Origin of the sequence: Staphylococcus sp. HMSC069D12 (assembly GCF_001810405.1) — a bacterium.
Taxonomy (GTDB): Bacteria; Bacillota; Bacilli; order Staphylococcales; family Staphylococcaceae; genus Staphylococcus; species Staphylococcus haemolyticus.
This window is the reverse complement of record NZ_KV801108.1, coordinates 177,018-198,756: the sequence shown is the minus strand read 5'-3', so window position 1 is coordinate 198,756 and position 21,739 is coordinate 177,018. Positions and strand designations below refer to the sequence as shown.

Here is a 21,739-nt window from a genome sequence, read left to right as displayed (position 1 = left end):
TGTATTATATTATATGTGTAATACAATACAATTAATGATGTAAATTTAATGGAGGTAGCGTATGGAGAAACTGTTGTTCTATACAGGCACGGTATTACTAATTATTGCGATTATATTAATCTTGTTCGCTATTGTGGCAGTATTTAAAAATAAGAATTATTTTAAATATTTTGCGATGGCTATTACGATTATTCTACTAAGTATGCTTGCTTTGGGCATTCATAAAATGATTGAAAGTAATAATCCATCTGAAAATCAAGCAACACAATCTAAAGATAAGCAATCTAAAGAGGATAAATCATCTAAAGATAAAAAGAAAAAAGACAAAAAAGATGACGACAAAGATGATAATAATGTTACTCAAGAAGAACAAAATCGTTCTGAAGAAACTTCAACTAATGAAGAATTAAATACTCAAGAACAACAAAGCTCACAACAAGAGCAACCAACAACTGAAGAATCAAATAACGAAGCACCTTCTACTCAACAAGATACTACACAAGATAATACTGTAAACAATCAAAATAATACTTCTTCTAATAATAATCAAAATGCGAATCAAGCAAACGACACAAATCAAAACTATAATCAAAGTAATAGAAATAGTAATGACAATGATGATAATAGCGGTTCAAACGGAAATATTTCTACAGAGGATAGTTCAAGTACTGATAATCAGTCTAATGAAAATCAAACACAGACATATTCAGAAAATAGCTCCGCTGAACAATCTGACAATGGCGAAGAAGCAACTGAGACTAATACAGATGAATCAAATAATAGTGCAAACTAATTAGTATAATCAATATATAAATTAATTAATACAATTACTTTTACCGGGATAATCAACTTTTCGACTTATCCCGGTATTTTTTAATTTAAATTATCAAATATTATTAACTGTTGAATTTTTAGAAAAGTGTGACATACTTATAGTAATAATATTTATATCAATTAGATATTAAATATAATTAAATAAAGGGTGACACTTATGAAGAAAGTAGCTTTTGTACTACTCTCAAGTTTTTTACTATTAGGGGCATGTGGTAACAATGATGATTCAGTAGATAATGTTAAGAAAAGTACTCACAAAAAAGACAACCCTAAGGTTCACAAAGATAAAGGCGAATCAGATCGTACAGATGGTAAAAAAATCAACGATAACTAATAGCAAAACAAGCATTTACATGCTTCTTTAATTGAAACGTAAATGCTTGTTTTTTCTATCAATATTACTGACGCAACAAATTTATTAATCCACCTTCTGTCACTTATTATAATAAATATTTAACGAATCCAAATACTTTTCTATCTAAACCATTACTTGTATAAAAAGAATGAGCATTTTTTCTTTCTTCCTTTATACCACTATTCAGGGTAAGTACTTTACATCCCAATGTACATACTAAACTCTCTCCTTTATTAAGTAAAAAATGAGCCGTAACCTTTTTTCAATAATTAGAATTAATGACAAATGCTAAAACCCTCATATATTCTCCACTTTAAAAAAAACAATATTTTACACATACCACTTAAGCCATTAATTTTATTATCTTTCAACTATAATAACAAATAATAATCATCGCGTTGATTTAAATTTTTCAGTCTATCTTTTAATTCCTATTTATTATAGAGCCATTTTTTGTATGGCAATTTTGGGGCAATACTGTGGCAACAAAAACAAAAAACCCACAACCACATGGGTTGCAGGCTATATAATGGAGACGGCGGGATTCGAACCCGCGTCCAGAGGTCCTGATACACATCTTTCTACGTGTGTAGTCTATTGATGAATTTCGCATAATAGTAAGCAACAGACAACCAGTATTATGCTAGTTTGATTAAATTTCATCTAAACAGACTTCAAACGGCAGTGTTTAGCATATCCTACTAGGGTTGAATCGCGTTAACAGCACGTAGGAGATGCTGTTAGGCGATGCAGAGTGCTATTACGCAGCTACTGCGAAATTATTGTTTGATTTGTCAGTTATATTTACTGAAATGTGTTGATGTCGGAGACAGCCCTCCGACACGCTTAATGAGCTCGAGGGACCCCTGTCGAATCCAAAAACGCCCCCGTAATAAAATTTATAAATCATTACAATACGTAGTAGTGACTGACTGAACTAAGAAAGCAATATATAAAGCAATTCTTAGTTCTAGTCATTCATACTAAAGTGAAATAACACAATCGAAAGAATCCTTCTTCACTCTCTATCTAACGTATTTCTTAATTCACAACATCAGTTATCATACCAAATAGCACCCGATTAATCAACAAACACGCTTAATAACGGTCTTTGATTGCACGATCAACATCACGTTTCATTGCTTTATCTTTTAAAGCTTGACGTTTATCATGTATTTTCTTACCACGTGCTACGCCTAATAAGACTTTACATTGACCATGTTTTAAATAAAGTTTTAATGGAATAAGTGAATAGCCAATTTCTCTCGTACGTTCCCCAAGTTTAATAATTTCCTTCTTATGAAGTAATAACTTTCTAGAACGTAAAGGGTCATGATTGAAGCGGTTACCTTCCTCATAAGGTGCAATGTGCATATTATTAATGAACATCTCGCCACGTTTAACTTGCGCATAGCTATCTTTCAAATTGGCACTACCTCGACGAATAGATTTAATCTCTGTTCCCTTTAAAGCAATACCCGCTTCAATTGTATCTTCAATATTATAATCATGTCTGGCTTTACGGTTTTCAGCTAGTGTACCGGGTGATTTCGTTTTCTTCTTAGCCATTAATCTGTGTCACCTCTTTGCTGATTATTTTTTCTTACGACGTGATTTTTTCTTCACACTTTTATCTTTATAGAATGGTTTGTGATTCGTTCTACCTTGTTTATCACGACTACGTTGGTTTTTACCTTTTCGTTGCTTACGTTTTTTCTTCTTGCCTTTATGATTATCATCTTTTGATTTATCTAAAGACTTGCCACGTGTTTTAGCTTGAATCGTTTTACCTCTCGATGGTCGTTGACTTCGATCATTTTTTGGTAATGGCATACCAACAATTTGGAAATCAATCATTCGTTCATCTACATCAACATGTGTGACTTTCACTGTAACTTGATCGCCTATACGGAATACTTTTGCTTGGCGCTCACCAATAAGTGCCATTTGGCGTTCATCAAATTGATAATAATCATCTGTCATATTTGAAATATGAACCATACCTTCAATTGTGTTAGGTAGTTCGATAAACATACCGAAATTTGCAACAGAGCTTACAATACCTTCAAATTCATCACCGATATGTTGAATCATATACTCAGCTTTTTTCAATTCATCAGTATCTCGTTCTGCTTCAATTGCACGACGTTCACGTTGAGACGTGTGCTCAGCTAATTCAGGTAATTTATCTTCCCATTTGTGTAATTCTTTGTTATTCATTGAATTATCGATAAGGTATTTTCGAATTAAACGATGAACTGTTAAGTCCGGATAACGTCTAATAGGTGATGTAAAATGTGTATAGTATTCCGCTGATAAACCGAAGTGACCTAAGTTTGTATCATCATAATGTGCTTGTTGCATTGAACGTAACATCATTGTTGAGATAACCATTTGTTCAGAGCGACCTTCAACTTCTTCTTGGATAGATTGTAATGTTGAAGGATGAATATCTTCACCCGTACCTTTAATCATAATTCCAAAGTTTGTAATAAAGTCGAAGAACTGTCTTAAACGATCTGATTTAGGTTGTTCGTGAACACGGTAAATGAAAGGAACTTCAAGTTTATTGAAATGTTCTGCCACCGTTTCGTTAGCAGCTAACATAAATGATTCAATTAAACGTTCACCTTCGCCTCGCTCACGTAAAACCACATCAGTTGGTAAGCCTTCGTTATTCACTAACACTTTAGCTTCACTTATGTCAAAGTCAATTTCACCACGACGTTTACGCATTTGGATTAAACGATTTGATAAATCTTGTGCTAAATCAAGCATTGGTGTAATTTCTTGATACTGCTTACGTACGTCAGGGTCCTTTTCAGTTATAATTTGATTAACTGCATCATATGTCATTCTGTAATTAGAATGGATTACACTATCAAAAATGTCATGATTAACCACTTCGCCTCGTTCATTGATTTCCATGCGACAACTTAGTGTTAAGCGATCGACTTCTGGGTTCAATGAACAAATACCGTTACTTAAACGGTGTGGAATCATTGGAATAACACGGTCTACTAAATAAACACTTGTCGCTCTATCGTAAGCTTCTTTATCAAGTTCTGAGTCTTCTTTAACATAGTAGCTAACATCCGCAATACTTACAGTTAATTCAGTGTGACCATTTTTTAATTTTTTTACACTAATAGCATCGTCTAAGTCTTTTGCGTCTGCACCATCAATGGTAATCGTTAACTCGTCACGCAAGTCTGTACGACCTTTAATTTCATCAAGCTTAATCTCTTCAGGAACCGCTTCGGCTTCTTTCAATACATTATCAGGGAATTCGATTTCGATACCGTGTTGATAAATGATTGATAAGATATCTACTCCTGGGTCATTTTTATGGCCTAGAATCGCAGATATATGTCCTTCAGGATTATCTGTACCATCTGCATACTTCGTAATTTGAACGAGTACTTTATGACCATCTACCGCACCAAGACTTTGACCTTTCGGTATGAAAATGTCTTGCATAATACGTTTATCATCTGGGATAACAAAACCAAAATGTTTCGCTTCACTATAGGTACCGACTACTTGAGTGACAGAATGTTTCTCGATTGATTTAACTTCGCCTTCAATTTTACCTTTATGCTCACCTTTAGAATTCTGTATTTCTACAATAACTATATCACCATCTAATGCACGATTAATCTTAGTTGGTGGAATAAAGATATCATCCATATCTTCTTGTTCAGGACGTAGGAATGCAAAGCCCTTCTTATTTTGACTTAACGTCCCTTTAATCAACTTAGAATTCGAACTTTTATGCGATTGTTTGCGTTGGTATCTATCTGTTTTAGTTCGTTCAACTAAACCTGCTTGTTCAAGTTCTACTAGCACCTTTATTAAATCTCTAAACGAGTCGGCACTATTAAGACCTAAAGCATCTTGAAAATCAGATACCGACATCGGTTCGTAATCAGGCTGCTTTATGATTTCTTCAATGGATTGCTTTAAATTCATCATGCCCCTCCTTTCTTCTTTCGTTTAATATTTTTAAATTTATTATTCAGACCAATCTAAAGATTCTAAGAAACTGTATACATCTTCGAATACTTGTTCTTTTTCTTTATCGATTGTAATGACATGTCCTGAATTTGCATACCATTTGATGTCTTTTTCATCTGAGTCGACATTCTCATATATATAATTTGCTGATTGAGGATTAATCATTTCATCATTTTCAGCTTGTACTACTAAAATTGGATCTAACACTTCATCGATTTCGTTTCTAACGTTATTTAATGTTTCGCTTAACTCTTTTAACGTTTCAGTAGGATGGAAGTCTTCCATTTCTTTATCAATCGTTGCTTGATCTTTGCCTTCATATTTTTTGAAGTTTCGTGCATATTCTAAAAAGCCTTTGTATATCGCACCTTGCGTTTTACCTTCAGCGGGTGCACACATAGTTACAATACCCTTTACAGAACGATTTAAGCTCAATTTCAATGCGAATACACCACCGAGAGATAAGCCTGCTACGGCAATTTCTTCATAGCCTTGATCCACTAAATAATCATAACCATCAAGCACATCTTTAAACCACACATGTGGGCTTGATTTTAGAATTTCTTCAGGTGATGCAGCATGCCCTTCGTATTGAGGCGCATAAGAAGTGTAACCTTTCTTCTGTAGGAATCTTCCTAATTGTCTTACGTCTGATGAATTACCTGTAAATCCATGTAGAAGCAAGACTGCTCGTTTCCCTTCCTCAAAGAAAAACGGTTGTGGTAATTTAATTTGCATTTAAAATCCCTCTTCCATCATTATCTCAAAATTATTCTTGCGTTATATTTTTAATTCAAATACAATGCTTCGTATTAATATTATATTTAACTAAGTATTCCCTTATTATCTCGGAAATATACATTATTTAAATCGGACCTTAGGTCTCCTGACTAAATATCAATGACGTCGTCCGTCACTATTCATTATAAATAAAAAAGCCCGACATTAACATCGTCGGACCTTATAAACCAAAGTAACTGATACCAATCATTATTAAAAAGAAAATGACTGCTAAAATAATTGTTAATCTATGCAAGAATAAATCGACGCCACGTTGTTTTTGTTTACCAAATAACTGTTCTGCGCCACCACTAATAGCACCTGAAAGTCCATTACTTTTACCTTCTTGGAGTAATACAACAGTGATTAATGCAATACAATCAATAATTAAGAGTACTATAAAAAGTGTATGCATGAAAATTGTCCTCCATTCATTATATACGTTCCGAATTATATCATATACTAGTCTTTATAATCAATGACTATCGATTAAAAGTACTCTTACGAATGATTGAAATAACTAGCATGTATAATGCTAATACTGTAGAGCCCACAATTACGATTATAATAGGAATAATAAACAACACTGATTTAGCTGTTATTATCGCATTTATAACCATAGTTACGTTTACTAATGTAAATAATACATTTGAAACATAGACTGCAAACATAAACCACCACAGATATTTATGTCGATTCCATAATGCAATGACACCTGCTAAATATGCCAAAATATACATAATGCCAGTATATCTAAAGCTATTTAATATATTAGCTACTGCACTATCACTTGCTTTCTGTCCTGCCTGTGATAATAGTGTCTTAGCAGTTAACGTATCTAGTGCAATAAAGTTATGGATGATCAATAAAATACATAAAATTAAAGAACTGTAGCCTATTAATTTACCTGCATTGCGTTCTCTTTGACTAGGTTGATTAAGTTGATTCTCCATCTTTATTTCTCCTTCTTTTATATACATAACTATTATATCAGTTTGTATACCTAAATTAAATCTGTTCCATGTTCGTTAAAAATCATTAGTAGGTTAGATATATGTGATAAAAGTTGCATTAATGATTTTGTCATTATGATTTTACAATTTAGTTAATCACTTACATTGTTTAATAATTTAAAAAACCTGCCACAGTCTCAACTCTGTGACAGGTAATACATAAGCGTGAACTCTATTATTGTTTTAAATAGGTTAAATTATTAGACTTATTTGTCTAAATTGTAGAATGATTTGATACCATCGAATTTAGCAGTTTCAAATAATTCATCTTCAATACGTAATAATTGATTGTATTTAGCAATACGGTCAGTTCTTGATAATGAACCAGTTTTAATTTGACCAGCATTAGTAGCTACTGCTATATCAGAGATTGTAGTATCTTCTGTTTCACCTGAACGGTGAGAAACTACTGCAGTATAGCCAGCTTTTTGAGCCATTTCGATTGCTTCGAAAGTTTCTGTTAAAGTACCAATTTGGTTAACTTTGATTAAGATTGAGTTACCAATACCTTGTTCAATACCTCTAGAAAGGATTTCAGTGTTAGTTACGAATAAATCGTCACCTACTAATTGAACTTTATCTCCAATACGATCAGTTAATTGTTTCCAACCGTCCCAATCATTTTCATCCATACCATCTTCGATAGTGATGATTGGGTATTTACCAATTAATTCTTCTAAGTAGTCAACTTGTTCAGCTGCGCTACGTTTCGCACCATGTTCACCTTCGAATTTAGTGTAATCATATACACCATTTTCGTAGAATTCAGATGAGGCACAGTCGAATCCTAAGAATACATCTTCGCCAGGTTTGTAACCTGCTTTTTCGATAGCTTTAATGATTGTTTCTACAGCATCTTCAGTACCTTCAAATTTAGGAGCGAAACCACCTTCGTCACCTACTGCTGTTTCTAAACCACGTTCACTTAAGATTGATTTTAAGTTATGGAAGATTTCAGCACCCCAACGTAATGCTTCTTTGAATGATTCTGCACCTGTTGGTAAAATCATGAATTCTTGGAATGCGATTGGTGCGTCTGAGTGAGAACCACCATTAACGATGTTCATCATAGGAACTGGTAATTGTTTACCGTTGAATCCACCTAAATATTTGTATAAAGGTTGACCTAATAAGTCTGCTGCTGCACGTGCAACTGCGATAGATACACCTAAAATAGCGTTTGCACCTAATTTACCTTTGTTAGGTGTACCGTCTAATTGAATCATCATTTTATCAATAGATACTTGATCTAATACTGAAAATTCACCTTCAACGATTTCTGGTGCAATAATTTCGTTAACATTTTCAACAGCTTTAGTAACACCTTTACCGCTATAACGTGATTTATCTCCATCACGTAATTCAACTGCTTCGTGTTCACCTGTAGAAGCACCTGATGGTACTAATGCACGACCGAAAGCACCGCTTTCAGTTAATACTTCAACTTCAACTGTTGGGTTACCACGTGAGTCTAAGACTTCGCGAGCATAAACATCTGTAATAATTGGCATGTGAAAAATCTCCTTTAATTTAGATTCTAAAGCTATTATAGCTTGATTTAATCTTTAAATAAAATATTTATATCAGATAAGGACTGAATCCCTAAAGTTTCAAATATCGTATTAGGGATTTCAATATTCTTACCATTTATAACTGGACTAATTTTTAGTGTTTAATAAGTGATTCACCAGTCATGTCTGATGGTTGATCTACATTTAATAAATCTAATAGTGTTGGTGCTAAATCTCCTAGACGACCAGTTTCACGTAATGTAACGCCTTCTTTAGTTACAATAACAGGAACCGGATTAGTCGTATGAGTAGTCATTGGTTGATCATCATCTGTTAATACTTCGTCAGAGTTACCATGGTCAGCTGTAATAATTGCATAACCATTCATGTCTAAGATTTTATCAACAACTTCACCTAAGCATTCATCCACTGCTTCAATTGCTTTGATAGTTGGTTCTAACATACCACTATGTCCAACCATATCAGGATTAGCAAAGTTTAAGATAATTAAATCTAAATCACCTTTATCTAACTCTTCTAATAACGCATCTTTAACTTCATACGCACTCATTTCTGGTTTTAAATCGTAAGTCGCTACTTTTGGTGAATCGATTAAACGACGACGCTCACCTTCAAATTCTTCATTACGTCCACCACTCATGAAGTACGTTACATGTGGATATTTTTCAGTTTCAGCAATACGTAATTGTTTTAAGTTATTATTTTGAGCAACTTCACCAATTGTATTTGTTAAATCCACTTTCTCGAAGACAACTTCAGCATCTACATTGTCATTATATTTAGTAAATGTTGCGTAGAATAAATCTTTAACTTGTTCTACTTTAAAGCCATCAAATGCTTTATTAGTAAATACTTCTGACAACTGAGCTGCTCTATCAGGGCGGAAATTGAAGAAGATAACTGCATCTCCATCATTGATGCCATTATTTTGACCTTCAACAATAAATGGCTCAACAAATTCATCTGTTAAATCATTAGCGTAGTTAGCTTCAACGCCTTCTTTTGCTGAAGCATAAGCAGGCCCTTCAAAGTTACGGATAGCATTATATGCTTTTTGTTCACGGTCCCAACGTTTATCACGGTCCATAGCGTAATAACGGCCAGAAATAGATGCGAACTCACCTACACCTAATGATTTAAATTTAGCTTCTGTGTCCTCAATGTATTTTAGTGCTGATTTTTGGTCTACGTCACGACCGTCTAAGAATGCATGTACATAAACTTTATCTAAACCTTTTTGTTTAGCAAGTTCTAACAATGCAAATAAATGTTGGTAATGACTGTGTACACCACCATCAGATAGTAATCCAAAGACATGTAATACAGAATCATGCTCATTAACATGTTGCACGGCGTTATTTAACACATCATTTTCAAAGAAATCGCCATCTGCGATTGATTTATTGATACGTGTCAAACTTTGGTAAACAATACGTCCTGCACCAATGTTCATATGACCAACTTCTGAGTTACCCATTTGGCCTTCTGGAAGACCTACGTCTAAACCACTTGCTTCAATTTGTGTAGTTGGGTATTTACTGTAATAGCGGTCAAAATTTGGTTTATGCGCTTGTTTTACAGCATTACCATGTTCACTTTCACGATTAGCGAAACCATCTAAAATGATTAAAGCTGTCGGTTGTTTAGCCATAATTATTTTGCACCTTCTAACAATTGTACGAAATCTTCAACTTTTAATGACGCGCCACCTACTAATGCACCATCAATGTCAGATTGAGCCATGTATTCTTTAACGTTGTTAGGTTTAACACTACCACCGTATTGAATACGTGTTGCATCAGCAACATCTTGACTAGCCACTTTCGCTACTGTTTTACGCACGTGAGCACACATTTCATTAGCATCATCAGAAGTAGCTGATTTACCAGTACCGATTGCCCAAATTGGTTCGTATGCAATAACAACTTCTTTAAGTTGCTCTTCTGATAAACCTTCTAATGCTTTTTCAACTTGATTGCTAACGATTTCATTAGCTTTGCCATTTTCGCGTTCTTCATCTGTTTCACCAACACAAATAATTGGTGTCATGCCATGATTAAATACCGCATGTGCTTTTTTATTCACATCTTCATCTGTTTCATGGAATAATTCACGACGTTCTGAGTGTCCAATAACTACGTATTTAACACCTAAGTCAGCTAATGCCACTGGAGAGGTTTCTCCTGTGAATGCACCATTATCTTCAAAATAAGTGTTTTGAGCACCAATTTTCAATCCTTTTGCTTTGCCATCATTCACTAATGAAATTAATGCATCTAATTGAATTGTTGGTGCACAAATTACTGATTCAACTTCTTTTTCATCAGGTAATGTTGGTAAATTATTAACGAAGTCTTTAGCTTCTTTAACTGTTTTGTTCATTTTCCAGTTACCAGCTATGATTGGTTTTCTCATTGATTACACTCCTATATATTTAAAATTGTAATTTTAGCGTTAAATAACTTTTTAAGACGTAAAGTCTTATTCTTTGTACATTTTCCCTTGAAAATACTTAGAAAAACGTACACCTTTTATAAAATGATTATTTATCATTAATTGCTTTAATTCCTGGTAATTCAATACCTTCTAGGTATTCTAATGATGCACCGCCACCAGTAGAAATATGTGTGAAGTCATCTTCAAAACCTAAAGAAATTGCAGCAGCTGCTGAGTCACCACCACCGATAATTGTAGTAGCGTCTTTTAAATTAGCAATGGCTTTACATACACCGATTGTACCTTGAGCAAAGTTACTAAATTCAAATACGCCCATAGGTCCATTCCATACTACTGTATGTGCACCTTCTAATTCTTTAGAGAATAATTCTACAGTTTTAGGGCCAACGTCCATTGCTTCTTGATCAGAAGGGATGTTATCAATTGATACTTCAGTAATTTCAGCGTCATTTGAAAATTCTTTCGCAACTTTCGCATCTACTGGTAACACAATTTGATCGCCGTTACTTTCAAGTAATTCTTTAGCAAAGTCGATTTTGTCTTCTTCTAGTAAAGATAAGCCAATTTCTTTGCCTTGTGCTTTTAAGAAGGTATACGCCATTCCACCACCAATAAGAATTTTATCAGCGATATTTACTAAGTTTTTAATAACACCAATTTTGTCAGATACTTTTGCTCCACCTAAAATTGCAACTACTGGTTTATGTGGGTCGTTAACAACACCACCGATAAATTTAATTTCTTTTTCCATTAAATAACCAGCCGCTGTTTCTAAATGCGTTGAAATACCAACATTAGAAGCATGTTCGCGGTGAGCTGTACCGAAAGCATCATTTACAAATACATCGCCTAGTGATGCCCAATATTTACCTAGTTCAGGGTCATTTTTAGATTCTTTTTTACCATCTAAATCTTCGAAACGTGTATTTTCAACTAATAGTACATCGCCTTCACTTAAGTTTTTGATAGCTGATTCTAATTTTTCACCACGTGTTTCAGGTACGAAAGTAACTTCTTTACCTAATTTTTCAGATAAAGCATCAGCAACAGGTTTTAATGTAAGACCTTCTTTATCACTTTCTTGTTTAACTTTTCCTAAGTGAGAAAATAGTACTAATTTACCACCTTGTTCGATGACATATTTAATTGTTGGTAAAGCCTGAACAATACGGTTATCATTTGTGATCTTACCGTCTTTTAAAGGTACATTGAAATCAGCACGTTCTAAAACAACTTTCCCTTTTAAATCTAAATCAGAAACAATTTTCTTTGCCATTATAATTTCCTCCTCTAAATAGGAATTACTAATATAAAAATAAGCGGAGAAGCGTTAGTGCTCCCCGCTTACTCATAAGCTAACTTATTTCAATAATTTGTACAAGTGTACTGTGAATAGTACATCCATACTGAGCACAAGTTTATTTAACTATGCTTCTAAATTATTTAGATAATTCTGCTAAATATTCTAAAGTACGAACTAATTGAGCCGTGTAAGACATTTCGTTGTCATACCAAGCTGCAACCTTAACTAATTGACGGTCACCAACAGACATTACACGAGTTTGAGTAGCATCGAATAATGAACCGTAAGTCATGCCAACTACGTCAGAAGAAACGATTTCGTCTTCAGTGTAACCAAATGATTCGTTTGAAGCGTTTTTCATTGCTTTGTTAACGTCTTCAACAGTAACATCTTTTTCTAATACAACTGTTACTTCAGTTAATGAACCTGTAGCAACTGGTACACGTTGAGCACCACCGTCTAATTTACCATCGATTTCAGGAATAACTTTACCGATTGCTTTTGCAGCACCTGTTGAGTTAGGTACGATGTTTTGAGCTGCTGCACGCGCACGACGTTTGTCACCTTTTTTATGTGGACCGTCTTGAGTCATTTGGTCACCAGTGTATGCGTGAATAGTTGTCATTAAACCTTCAACTAAACCAAATTCATCACTTAATACTTTAGCAACTGGTGCTAATGAGTTAGTAGTACATGATGCACCTGAAACAACTGTTTCTGAACCATCTAAGTCATTGTGGTTAGTGTTGAATACGATTGTTTTTACATCACCTTTAGCTGGTGCAGAGATTAATACTTTTTTAGCACCTGCATTGATGTGTGCTTCTGCTTTTTCTTTATCTGTATAGAAACCAGTACATTCTAATACTACGTCGATATCTAAATCGCCCCAAGGTAATTTGCTTGCATCTGGTTCTTCGTATGATTTAACTTCTTTACCATTTACGCGGAAACCACCATCAATAACTTCAACTTCTCCTGTGAAACGACCTTGCATAGTGTCATATTTTAATAAATGAGCTAACATTTCGTCGTCTGTTAAGTCGTTTACTGCAACTACTTCAATACCTTCTACGTCTTGAATTCTTCTAAATGCTAAACGACCAATTCTACCAAAACCATTAATTGCTACTTTTACTGCCATTATAATGGCCTCCTTTAAAATGATATTTAAAAAGCTTTAAACTTTTTATTACTAATTTAATATTACCTTTGCTGCTGCTTCATCAGTAATTAAAACTGTATTTTTAGGTGCAATACTTAAGTAAGCTTTAATTGCTTCACCTTTAGATTGTCCACCTGCAACAGCGAATATAAAATCTTTGGTTTCTAAATCTTCAAGTTGTAGTCCTATTGTCTTTACTTTGTAGACTACATTTCCTTGAGCGTCAAAATAGTAACCGAAAGCTTCTGCGACGGCTTGATGATGTTGAAGGTTTTCAATCACCTGTTCTGACGATTGTCTACGATACGCCATCTTCAGCGCATCACCAATACCGTGAATTGTTATATTTGCTTGTCTAATTTTATCTAATGTATGAACCACAGAGGGTTCCATCAGAAGTGTATTATACGTTGATTCACTTACATTATCTGGTACATAAAGTGTTGTATAATAACCACCTGTTTGTTGCGCCATGCTCGCTGAAATCGTGTTAGCTTGATAAATAACATTCTCACCAAGACCACCACGAGCTGGTACGAAAAATACATTAAATGGTAGAAGATGCATGGCTCGGCTTACATTTGCCATTGTTGAACCACCTGTTACTGAAACAATAGCGTCTTCATATAAGATGCTTTCTAATAATTGGCCAGCTTGTCTTCCCATTTCGGATTTAACATTCTCTTGAGCATCTGCATCACCAGGTATAACGTGAACTTCTTTAATACCAAAAGTTGACTTAATTTGATTAGCTAATTGATTATCATCAGTATAAATATTGAAATATTCGTTAAGCTGATTCAAAACTGACTTGCCTTCTTCAGTGATTTCCATTCCAGTCGATTTGACTTGAATTAAATCTTGCTTTTTCAACATATCAGTTTCAGATCTTAAGACACGTTCGGTAATATCCATGTGCTCACTTAAACTTCTTCTACCTACTGGTTGATTATTTGAGATAGTAGTTAAGATAGAAAAGCGTCGATACATTTTATCAATTAAATCAGGTATCAGCTTCTGTTGAATTTTAATCAAGTCCTTCACTACTACCTTCCTCCTTTATGTATAAAAGGTAACCAATAGCATAAACCCAGTTTGACTTATTGTGTCCCGCGCGGGACAAAATCTAACCTCTTTACACTTGCAATAGTACTATTGTGTTGTTGAAAATGCAAGAGAAAAACTCTAATATTTAAAATTATCTGTAAAATCCCCTAATTTAAGTAGTATTTCCCTTTTTGTAAAGTGCCACAAAATTTAATTAAACCCTTATTTTATAGTATTACCCTTTAAGTTTAGAAATTATTCTTTTGCAAAATACTTTCTTGTTTAAACTATTTTAATTTACAATATAAGAAATTCATTTAAGGAGGATGAAGAAATGGCTCGAGAAAATGATAATAATGTAGAAGTCATTGACCCTAAAGATCGTAGATATAAAGATGATAACTATTTTAATGGTAATGAACGTAACAACTATTCAATAAGATATCATTATGGTTGTGGTTGTCCATTTGGTTGCCTTTCTTCAATAATCATTTCTATTTTGCTTTCAATTATTTTTACCTTTTTACTCAATTGGATGTTTTAAAAAAGTAAAAAGTGAGACTTGAAACATGACTGTTTCAAAATCTCACTTTGATAACTACTAACTATATTATTCATTACTATTTGATGATTCTTGGCTTGACTGACTTTGACTAGACGTAGCACTTCGTTGTGAAGTTTGTCTTGTGGTTGATTGCTGCGTAGACGACTGAGTTGTTGATCGTTGTTGGGTCTGTTGTGATTGTTGTGTTTGCGGTGATTGTTGCGTTCTAGTTTGATTGCTTGTCTGGTTACTATTAGACTTATCCGTATTTGACTCACTAGAATTACTATCACTGCTATTATTACTGTTACTTTCTTGAGTTGCTTGTTCTTTAGTGCGAGTTTCTTTTGTTGTAGCTTCTTCTTTAGTTGTTTTCTCTTGTGTTTTTTCTTCCTTAGTCTGTGCTTCTTTGGTTCTTTGTTTCTCTTCTGTTGATGGTTGTTGTTTAGTTCTTTGTTGAGTTGAAGGTGTTGCTTGTTGTGTCTGACGTTGTTGGGTTTGAGCTGTTTGCTGCGTAACATTTTCTTGAGTCACATTCGAACTATCTTCACTTGTTTTTTTATCTTTATCTGACTTATCCTTTTTGTCTTTATCTTCTTTGTCTTTTTTATCATTTTTATCTTTGTGCTCTTCAGTTGATTGATTGTTTAAGCGTTCACTTGAACGATTTGAATGATCTACAAATGCAAAAATCGCAAATGCTAATCCGCTTAATAATAATAAAACGATAATCGTACTAATAAGTTTCGAAATGCCACTCATTTTTTTCTTTTCCGGTTCACCAAAGTCATCTCTATTTCTATTGTTCTTAGACATAAGTTACCTCACTTTAATATATTAAAATTGTCTAGTCCCCTAAATGTAGCATATAATTTTACAGTAATTCGCACGGAAATGAAATAAAAAGGTTTAAGACATTAATTATAATGATACATAATCACTTATATATGATAACATCATAAGTAATTACAAACATCAATAATGCAAATTTAATTTTATTATAATGTGAAAGTGTGAGTCATAATGAAAAAAATTGTTTCTGAAGATATATTTGAAGATGAAAATGTTCCTAAACATAATCTAAAATCTATGATGTTGAATAATGATGATTATGATGACAGTCATACATCTCAGTTTGATTTTATATTTTTATCAGTCATTTTCATTCCTCTAATCATATTATTCTTAATCTTTATTCATTAGGACTATAATAGATATACAAAGAGCCCACACGATTCTCGCATGGGCTTCTACTAAAGGGAGTCAAAATTGACCTTCGTTTATTTTGTGTAGTCTATGGGGTATACTCAATTTACTCAGAGATATTGAAATCTACTATAGCGAAGGTACAAATTAATTATAACTTAACTTTAGATAATTTAAATCCTGTTTACAGCTTAGTAAATGACATATTATTGACTAATCATTGTACATTTTTTGAACAAGAAAAGTTCAATGTTGATAATAGAAAAGCTATCTTAATACTATAAATTAATAGAGGTGTAAATATGAAGCAATTCTTAATAACTGGCGGAACTGGAATGGTAGGCAGTCAATTAGTAAATGAATTAAAGAATCGCGATGTACATATTACAATACTAACTCGTAGTGATAAGCAAAGTGATGATCCAAAGATTTCTTATGTTAATTGGTCAAAAGACGGTTGGATGTCCCAAGTTCCAGATATAGATGTTGTAGTTAATTTGGCTGGTGCAACTTTAAATAAACGCTGGACTCCATCATATAAACAATTGATTATGACTAGTCGTATTCAGTCAACACAAGCACTAGTTGACTTGTTTAGCCAACGGGAACATAAACCTGAAGTGCTCTTTAATGCTAGTGCAATGGGTTATTATCCACCTAGTTTATATCATACGTATACAGAAAAATATCAAACACATCCGTTTGATTTTCTATCTGATGTGGTTTATCAGTGGGAACGTTTTGCTAAACGCTTTGAGTCATTTGGTACGCGAGTAGTACTTGGCAGATTCAGCATGATTTTATCTGATGATGGAGGCGCCTTACAGACGATGAAGCTTCCTTATAAATTCTTCGTAGGTGGTAAATTAGGATCTGGTTTCCAATGGTATTCATGGATTCACATTAATGACTTAGTGCGCGCAATTCTATTCACAATCGATAATCCTAAAGCAAAAGGTCCATTCAATATGGCTGCACCTATTGCTGAACGCCAAAATTTATTTGGATACACACTTGCGCGTGTCATGCATCGCCCTCATGAAACATGGGTACCATCATTCCTAATGCGATTAGCACTTGGTGAAATGTCTACGGTTGTTTTAGATACGCAAAAGGTATTACCAAATAAACTGGATGCGCTCGGTTTTATATTTAACTATCCTAATCTAAAAATTGCTTTCGAAGATTTAATAGATGCATAATAATTTAATTGGAGTTTTGAAAATGAATGACGAGAAATTAACTTATTTTCTACTTATCATCGCAAGTCTATTTCTTATACTCAATGGTATTTTCGCTTTCGAACATAATTTAGTAATTATATTAATGTCTATATTCTTCATTTTAATTGGCATTATTTTACTTATTATATCTATTCGACTGTTCCTAAAACGTTCTTCAAACAATTAAAATAGTCATAAAAAAACGGGGAGTGTTTGTTTAAACACTCCCCATTTTTATGCCATGGTTAAATTCGATTATTTATCTTCTGGTTGCATAACATTATCAATTAAACCATATTCTTTAGCTTCGTCAGCAGTTAAGAAGTTATCACGATCAGTATCTTTTTGAATTTTTTCAATACTTTGACCTGTACGTTCAGCTAAAATTTTGTTTAATTTTTCGCGTGTTTTTAAAATGTGGTTAGCAGCAATTTCGATTTCAGTTGCTTGTCCTTGTGCACCACCTAATGGTTGGTGAATCATAACTTCAGCGTTTGGTAATGCAAAGCGTTTACCTTTTGCGCCAGCTGCTAATAGGAATGAACCCATTGATGCAGCCATACCGATACAAATTGTTTGTACATCTGGTTTAATATGTTGGATTGTATCATAAATTGCAAATCCAGCAGTAACACTACCACCTGGAGAATTAATATATAGATAGATGTCTTTCTCAGAGTCTTGAGCTTGTAAGAATAATAATTGTGATACAATTGAATTTGCTACATTATCATCAATTGCAGAACCTAACATAATAATACGGTCTTTCAATAAACGTGAATAAATATCGTATGCACGTTCACCGCGATTTGTTGTTTCGATTACTGTAGGAATTAAATTCATTTATATTTCCTCCTTGTGATTAACTGTTAATTAGTATTTTACATCAAAAGTCAAAAATGGTCAAAATTTAAACTCATCTAGCATTAAGAAAAGTTGACCATATTTTAATAGATTTTGTACACTATAAACATACATTCAGATTGTACTTTTAAAATAACAATTAGTACAGAAATTTGTCTTTATCATTTAATATCTCCTCGTAGTGTAACGGATAGCACGTAAGATTCCGGTTCTTAAGATAGAGGTTCGACTCCTCTCGAGGGGGCTAATATCTTCAATTATACATATTTTAATTTCAAGAATGCCGTTGTGACGGCGTTCTTTTTTATTTATCTTTTAATTAAAAACCAAAGAAAACTAAATTTCAGGGACTTTTCAGGGATCCAAGTCCCTAGTTCTAAAAAAAGAACTCGCCAATCCATGACGAGTTTATACTTATAATTCTATTTTTTCACCACTTCGAATTTTGTCTGCAAGTTCATTTAACTTTCTTAAACGATGGTTGACTCCAGATTTAGATATCGGACCAGTCGATATCATTTCTCCTAGTTCTTTTAAAGAGATTTCTTGATGCTCAACTCGAAGTTTAGCAATCTCTCTTAAGCGATCAGGCAAATTATCTAATCCGATTTCCTGTTCAATTAACTGAATACTTTCTACTTGTTTCATAGCGGCACTTACAGTCTTATTAAGGTTTGCAGTTTCACAATTTACTAAACGATTCACTGAATTTCTCATATCCCTAACAATTCGCACATCTTCAAACTTCAATAATGCCTGGTATCCACCTATTAAACTTAGAAAGTCAGAAATTTTTTCAGCTTCTTTTAAATAAGCAATACTACCCTTTTTTCGTTCTAAATGTTTAGCATTTAATCCATAACTATTCATTAATTTAGTTAAACCTTCAGAATGATTCTCATATTGAGAAAATATTTCTAAATGATAGGATGATGTCTCTGGATTATTTACAGATCCTCCAGCTAAAAATGCGCCTCTTAAATAACTTCTACGCATTTCATCATCTTTAATCATGCTAGCATCAATATCGTGAACAAAAATACCATTCTTTAATATACCAAGTTCATCTAGAATTTCTTTAGCTCGCACTTTTGTACGACAAATATAAATATTATTTTTCTTTAATTTCATTTTTTTACGAACTAGAATTTCCACTTCTACATTAAATATGCGTTTAATTAATGAATAAATTCTTCTAGCGGTCGTAGCATTCTCTGTTTGAACATTAATTACGAATTGTTGATTAGATAGGCTAAGTGCACCGTTCATACGAATTAATGCGCTAAGCTCTGCTTTGGCATTGCTTTCATCAACATCAATGCGTGTTAATTCATTCTTCATATCTGATGCAAAACTCATCACATTTCCCCCTCTAATCAATTTTATATATACATGTAACTAACATCCTATATAGTTGCACTATATTACACGAATACATTAATAAACATACGCTCTATATCATACCATAGTTATACAGATGATTAGAAGTGTTATTTTTTAGGTCTAAATTGAATCGTACTTGTCATTTCAAGTGCTAAATCATAGATCAATCTTGCTAAAACTTTAGTATTGTGACGTACTAAATGATCATCTAATATTTCGACTAAATTAGATGACGTAATCATTCTAATATTATGATCTGTAATTTTATGTTCATCCATAACAACCGGTTTAGCATTACGCTCTTTATAACGTTCTAACACTTTATCATCGTATTTATCATTACTACAGATGACATAATCAATAAAATCACTTCCAGCATGTTTATGTATTGCTTGAATATGGTCCATAACATCGTAATCTGATGTTTCTCCCGGTTGAGTCATAACATTAGATATATATAATTTAGGTGCTTTAGAACATAAAATAGCTTCTGACATACCTTTAACACATAAATTCGAAATAACACTTGTGTATAGTGAGCCAGGTCCGAGCACGATTAAATCTGCATCTTCTAATGCGTCAATTGCTTCTTCCATAGGCTCAACATTTTCAGGTTCTAAAAAAACACGATCAATACGTTTGTATTTCTTTGGTATTTGAGATTCTCCTCGTACAATTTCTCCATCTTCTAACACTGCGTTTAGCATCACATTAGTATTCGTTGAAGGAATCACTTTACCTTTAATATTTAAAATCTTACTTAATTCTTTAACTGCATGACCGAAGTCATTCTTTATATTTGTTAAGGCTGCTAGTAATAAATTACCTAGTGAGTGTCCTTCGATTTGATTTTCTTTAAATCGATATTGAAATAATTCTTCAATGACTGGTTCAGCATCACTTAGTGCTGCGATAACATTTCTAATATCACCTGGAGCAGGTATATCCATCTCACTACGTATTTTGCCAGTACTACCACCATCATCAGCTACAGTAACGATGGCCGTTATATCAATGGGGTACTCTCTCAGCCCCCTCGCCAATACTGATAGGCCTGTTCCACCGCCTATGAGTACAATCTTTAATTGTTTCATTTTCTCACGCCACTTTCGATATGTGCATCTCTGTGATGAACATAGACATTATAATCAAATATTTCTGTTAATTCTTCACCAATGCGTTTAGCTAACGCAACAGAGCGATGTTGACCCCCTGTACAACCTATTGCAATTACTAATTGTGATTTACCCTCTTTTTTATAACCTGGTATCATAAATTTCAGTAAATCCATTAATTTTTCGAAAAACATTTCAGTTTCTTTCCATTTCATAACATAATGGTAAACTGGTTCATCTTCTCCTGTCATCGGTCTTAAGTCTTCAACATAATAAGGATTTGGTAGGAAACGAACATCAAATACTAAATCTGCGTCTTTTTGTATACCATGTTTAAAGCCGAAACTTGATACATTGATACTAAAGGATTTAAAATTCTCATCTTCAAATTTTTCTTTCACTCTAGCTTTAAGTTCTTTCGTCGTCAATTGCGTTGTATCTACAATATAATTAGCGATTGTACGAATATTGCTAAGCAATTGCTTTTCTTCTAAGATCGAATCCATCAAAGACATTTGTCCATTTTCATTTAAAGGGTGGGCTCGTCTAGATTCTTTGTATCTAGAAATTAGTTTTTCTGTTTCCGCTTCTAAAAACATGACATCTACAATTACATCGTTTCTACTTTTGATTGCATCAATTTCTTCTACTATTGATTTAAATAATTCTTTACCTCTTAAATCTATAGCAATAGCTACTTTTTGCAAAGAAGGATTACCTTGTTCCATTAATTCTACAAATTTAGGGAGTAAAATAGGTGGTAGATTATCAACACAGAAGTAACCAATATCTTCTAAACATTGTATGACCACTGATTTACCCGCACCGGATAGACCTGTTACTACTAATAGTTCACTTTTACTCATTTCATTTTCTTTATGGTTCGTCATTTTGACACCGC

The 21,739-nt window shown here is 33.4% G+C and carries 22 protein-coding genes, 1 tRNA gene and 1 other RNA gene; 7 read left to right on the top strand and 17 right to left on the bottom strand.

Going from position 1 to position 21,739, the window contains the following annotated elements:
• The first annotated feature begins 61 nt into the window (after window positions 1-61).
• Window positions 62-793 carry a hypothetical protein gene (locus HMPREF2737_RS06710; protein ID WP_037548880.1) on the top strand — a complete coding sequence of 244 codons (732 nt, stop codon included), beginning with the start codon at window positions 62-64 and terminating at the stop codon, window positions 791-793.
• A 198-nt stretch (window positions 794-991) separates the two neighbouring features.
• Entirely contained in the window at window positions 992-1,168 is a 177-nt protein-coding gene (locus HMPREF2737_RS11595) for a hypothetical protein (RefSeq protein ID WP_016931001.1), read from the top strand.
• A gap of 548 nt (window positions 1,169-1,716) precedes the next feature.
• On the opposite strand, the gene ssrA is transcribed toward HMPREF2737_RS11595, so the two are convergent.
• From ssrA to HMPREF2737_RS06650, 12 genes are all read right to left on the bottom strand, one after another.
• Window positions 1,717-2,078, bottom strand: a transfer-messenger RNA (tmRNA) gene (ssrA, locus tag HMPREF2737_RS06705).
• A 209-nt stretch (window positions 2,079-2,287) separates the two neighbouring features.
• Window positions 2,288-2,758, bottom strand: a complete 471-nt coding sequence (gene smpB, locus HMPREF2737_RS06700) for an SsrA-binding protein SmpB (protein WP_011276368.1) — start codon at window positions 2,756-2,758, stop codon at window positions 2,288-2,290.
• Between the two features lie 24 nt (window positions 2,759-2,782).
• Window positions 2,783-5,161 carry a ribonuclease R gene (gene rnr / locus HMPREF2737_RS06695; protein WP_037548875.1) on the bottom strand — a complete coding sequence of 793 codons (2,379 nt, stop codon included), beginning with the start codon at window positions 5,159-5,161 and terminating at the stop codon, window positions 2,783-2,785.
• Between the two features lie 42 nt (window positions 5,162-5,203).
• On the bottom strand, window positions 5,204-5,944 hold the full coding sequence (locus HMPREF2737_RS06690) for an alpha/beta hydrolase (RefSeq protein WP_016930999.1): 741 nt from the start codon (window positions 5,942-5,944) through the stop codon (window positions 5,204-5,206).
• A gap of 223 nt (window positions 5,945-6,167) precedes the next feature.
• Complete coding sequence (gene secG / locus HMPREF2737_RS06685) at window positions 6,168-6,401, bottom strand: preprotein translocase subunit SecG (protein ID WP_011276371.1); 234 nt, start codon at window positions 6,399-6,401, stop codon at window positions 6,168-6,170.
• 67 nt (window positions 6,402-6,468) lie between these two features.
• Entirely contained in the window at window positions 6,469-6,939 is a 471-nt protein-coding gene (locus HMPREF2737_RS06680) for a hypothetical protein (RefSeq protein ID WP_016930998.1), read from the bottom strand.
• 266 nt (window positions 6,940-7,205) lie between these two features.
• The gene (gene eno / locus HMPREF2737_RS06675) at window positions 7,206-8,510 is read right to left on the bottom strand and encodes a surface-displayed alpha-enolase (RefSeq protein WP_011276373.1); all 1,305 of its coding nucleotides are present in this window, start codon (window positions 8,508-8,510) and stop codon (window positions 7,206-7,208) included.
• 154 nt (window positions 8,511-8,664) lie between these two features.
• On the bottom strand, window positions 8,665-10,182 hold the full coding sequence (gpmI, locus tag HMPREF2737_RS06670) for a 2,3-bisphosphoglycerate-independent phosphoglycerate mutase (RefSeq protein WP_016930997.1): 1,518 nt from the start codon (window positions 10,180-10,182) through the stop codon (window positions 8,665-8,667).
• Between the two features lie 2 nt (window positions 10,183-10,184).
• Window positions 10,185-10,946, bottom strand: coding sequence for a triose-phosphate isomerase (tpiA, locus tag HMPREF2737_RS06665; RefSeq protein WP_011276375.1), 762 nt, complete (start codon window positions 10,944-10,946; stop codon window positions 10,185-10,187).
• 127 nt (window positions 10,947-11,073) lie between these two features.
• Entirely contained in the window at window positions 11,074-12,264 is a 1,191-nt protein-coding gene (pgk, locus tag HMPREF2737_RS06660; RefSeq protein WP_016930996.1) for a phosphoglycerate kinase, read from the bottom strand.
• 163 nt (window positions 12,265-12,427) lie between these two features.
• The gene (gene gap, locus HMPREF2737_RS06655) at window positions 12,428-13,435 is read right to left on the bottom strand and encodes a type I glyceraldehyde-3-phosphate dehydrogenase (protein WP_011276377.1); all 1,008 of its coding nucleotides are present in this window, start codon (window positions 13,433-13,435) and stop codon (window positions 12,428-12,430) included.
• Between the two features lie 51 nt (window positions 13,436-13,486).
• The gene (locus tag HMPREF2737_RS06650; protein ID WP_016930995.1) at window positions 13,487-14,500 is read right to left on the bottom strand and encodes a sugar-binding transcriptional regulator; all 1,014 of its coding nucleotides are present in this window, start codon (window positions 14,498-14,500) and stop codon (window positions 13,487-13,489) included.
• 337 nt (window positions 14,501-14,837) lie between these two features.
• Between HMPREF2737_RS06650 and HMPREF2737_RS06645 the strand changes: the two genes are divergently transcribed.
• Window positions 14,838-15,047 carry a hypothetical protein gene (locus tag HMPREF2737_RS06645; protein WP_016930994.1) on the top strand — a complete coding sequence of 70 codons (210 nt, stop codon included), beginning with the start codon at window positions 14,838-14,840 and terminating at the stop codon, window positions 15,045-15,047.
• Window positions 15,048-15,113: 66 nt separating this feature from the next.
• Here the strand turns inward: HMPREF2737_RS06645 and HMPREF2737_RS06640 are convergent, their stop codons facing one another.
• Window positions 15,114-15,863, bottom strand: a complete 750-nt coding sequence (locus HMPREF2737_RS06640; protein WP_016930993.1) for a DUF4887 domain-containing protein — start codon at window positions 15,861-15,863, stop codon at window positions 15,114-15,116.
• Between the two features lie 207 nt (window positions 15,864-16,070).
• Between HMPREF2737_RS06640 and HMPREF2737_RS06635 the strand changes: the two genes are divergently transcribed.
• The 3 genes from HMPREF2737_RS06635 to HMPREF2737_RS11275 all read left to right on the top strand — a co-directional run bounded on the left by HMPREF2737_RS06635 (window position 16,071) and on the right by HMPREF2737_RS11275 (window position 17,663).
• Window positions 16,071-16,250, top strand: a complete 180-nt coding sequence (locus tag HMPREF2737_RS06635) for a hypothetical protein (RefSeq protein WP_037548872.1) — start codon at window positions 16,071-16,073, stop codon at window positions 16,248-16,250.
• 305 nt (window positions 16,251-16,555) lie between these two features.
• Window positions 16,556-17,455, top strand: coding sequence for a TIGR01777 family oxidoreductase (locus tag HMPREF2737_RS06630; RefSeq protein ID WP_037548869.1), 900 nt, complete (start codon window positions 16,556-16,558; stop codon window positions 17,453-17,455).
• Between the two features lie 22 nt (window positions 17,456-17,477).
• Window positions 17,478-17,663 (top strand): hypothetical protein, encoded by a 186-nt coding sequence (locus HMPREF2737_RS11275; RefSeq protein WP_174165707.1) that lies wholly within the window; start codon window positions 17,478-17,480, stop codon window positions 17,661-17,663.
• A 68-nt stretch (window positions 17,664-17,731) separates the two neighbouring features.
• Here HMPREF2737_RS11275 and clpP read toward each other — a convergent pair whose 3' ends face one another.
• Window positions 17,732-18,319, bottom strand: a complete 588-nt coding sequence (gene clpP, locus HMPREF2737_RS06625; RefSeq protein ID WP_011276385.1) for an ATP-dependent Clp endopeptidase proteolytic subunit ClpP — start codon at window positions 18,317-18,319, stop codon at window positions 17,732-17,734.
• A gap of 193 nt (window positions 18,320-18,512) precedes the next feature.
• On the opposite strand from clpP, the gene HMPREF2737_RS06620 reads away from it, so the two are divergent.
• Window positions 18,513-18,584: transfer RNA gene (locus HMPREF2737_RS06620), tRNA-Arg, on the top strand.
• A gap of 170 nt (window positions 18,585-18,754) precedes the next feature.
• On the opposite strand, the gene whiA is transcribed toward HMPREF2737_RS06620, so the two are convergent.
• The 3 genes from whiA to rapZ all read right to left on the bottom strand — a co-directional run bounded on the left by whiA (window position 18,755) and on the right by rapZ (window position 21,728).
• Window positions 18,755-19,699 carry a DNA-binding protein WhiA gene (gene whiA / locus HMPREF2737_RS06615; protein WP_037548865.1) on the bottom strand — a complete coding sequence of 315 codons (945 nt, stop codon included), beginning with the start codon at window positions 19,697-19,699 and terminating at the stop codon, window positions 18,755-18,757.
• 131 nt (window positions 19,700-19,830) lie between these two features.
• Complete coding sequence (gene yvcK / locus HMPREF2737_RS06610; RefSeq protein WP_037548862.1) at window positions 19,831-20,817, bottom strand: gluconeogenesis factor YvcK family protein; 987 nt, start codon at window positions 20,815-20,817, stop codon at window positions 19,831-19,833.
• Window positions 20,814-21,728 carry an RNase adapter RapZ gene (gene rapZ, locus HMPREF2737_RS06605; protein ID WP_037548859.1) on the bottom strand — a complete coding sequence of 305 codons (915 nt, stop codon included), beginning with the start codon at window positions 21,726-21,728 and terminating at the stop codon, window positions 20,814-20,816. Before rapZ ends, yvcK begins: the two co-directional genes overlap by 4 nt.
• Between the last annotated feature and the right edge of the window lie 11 nt (window positions 21,729-21,739).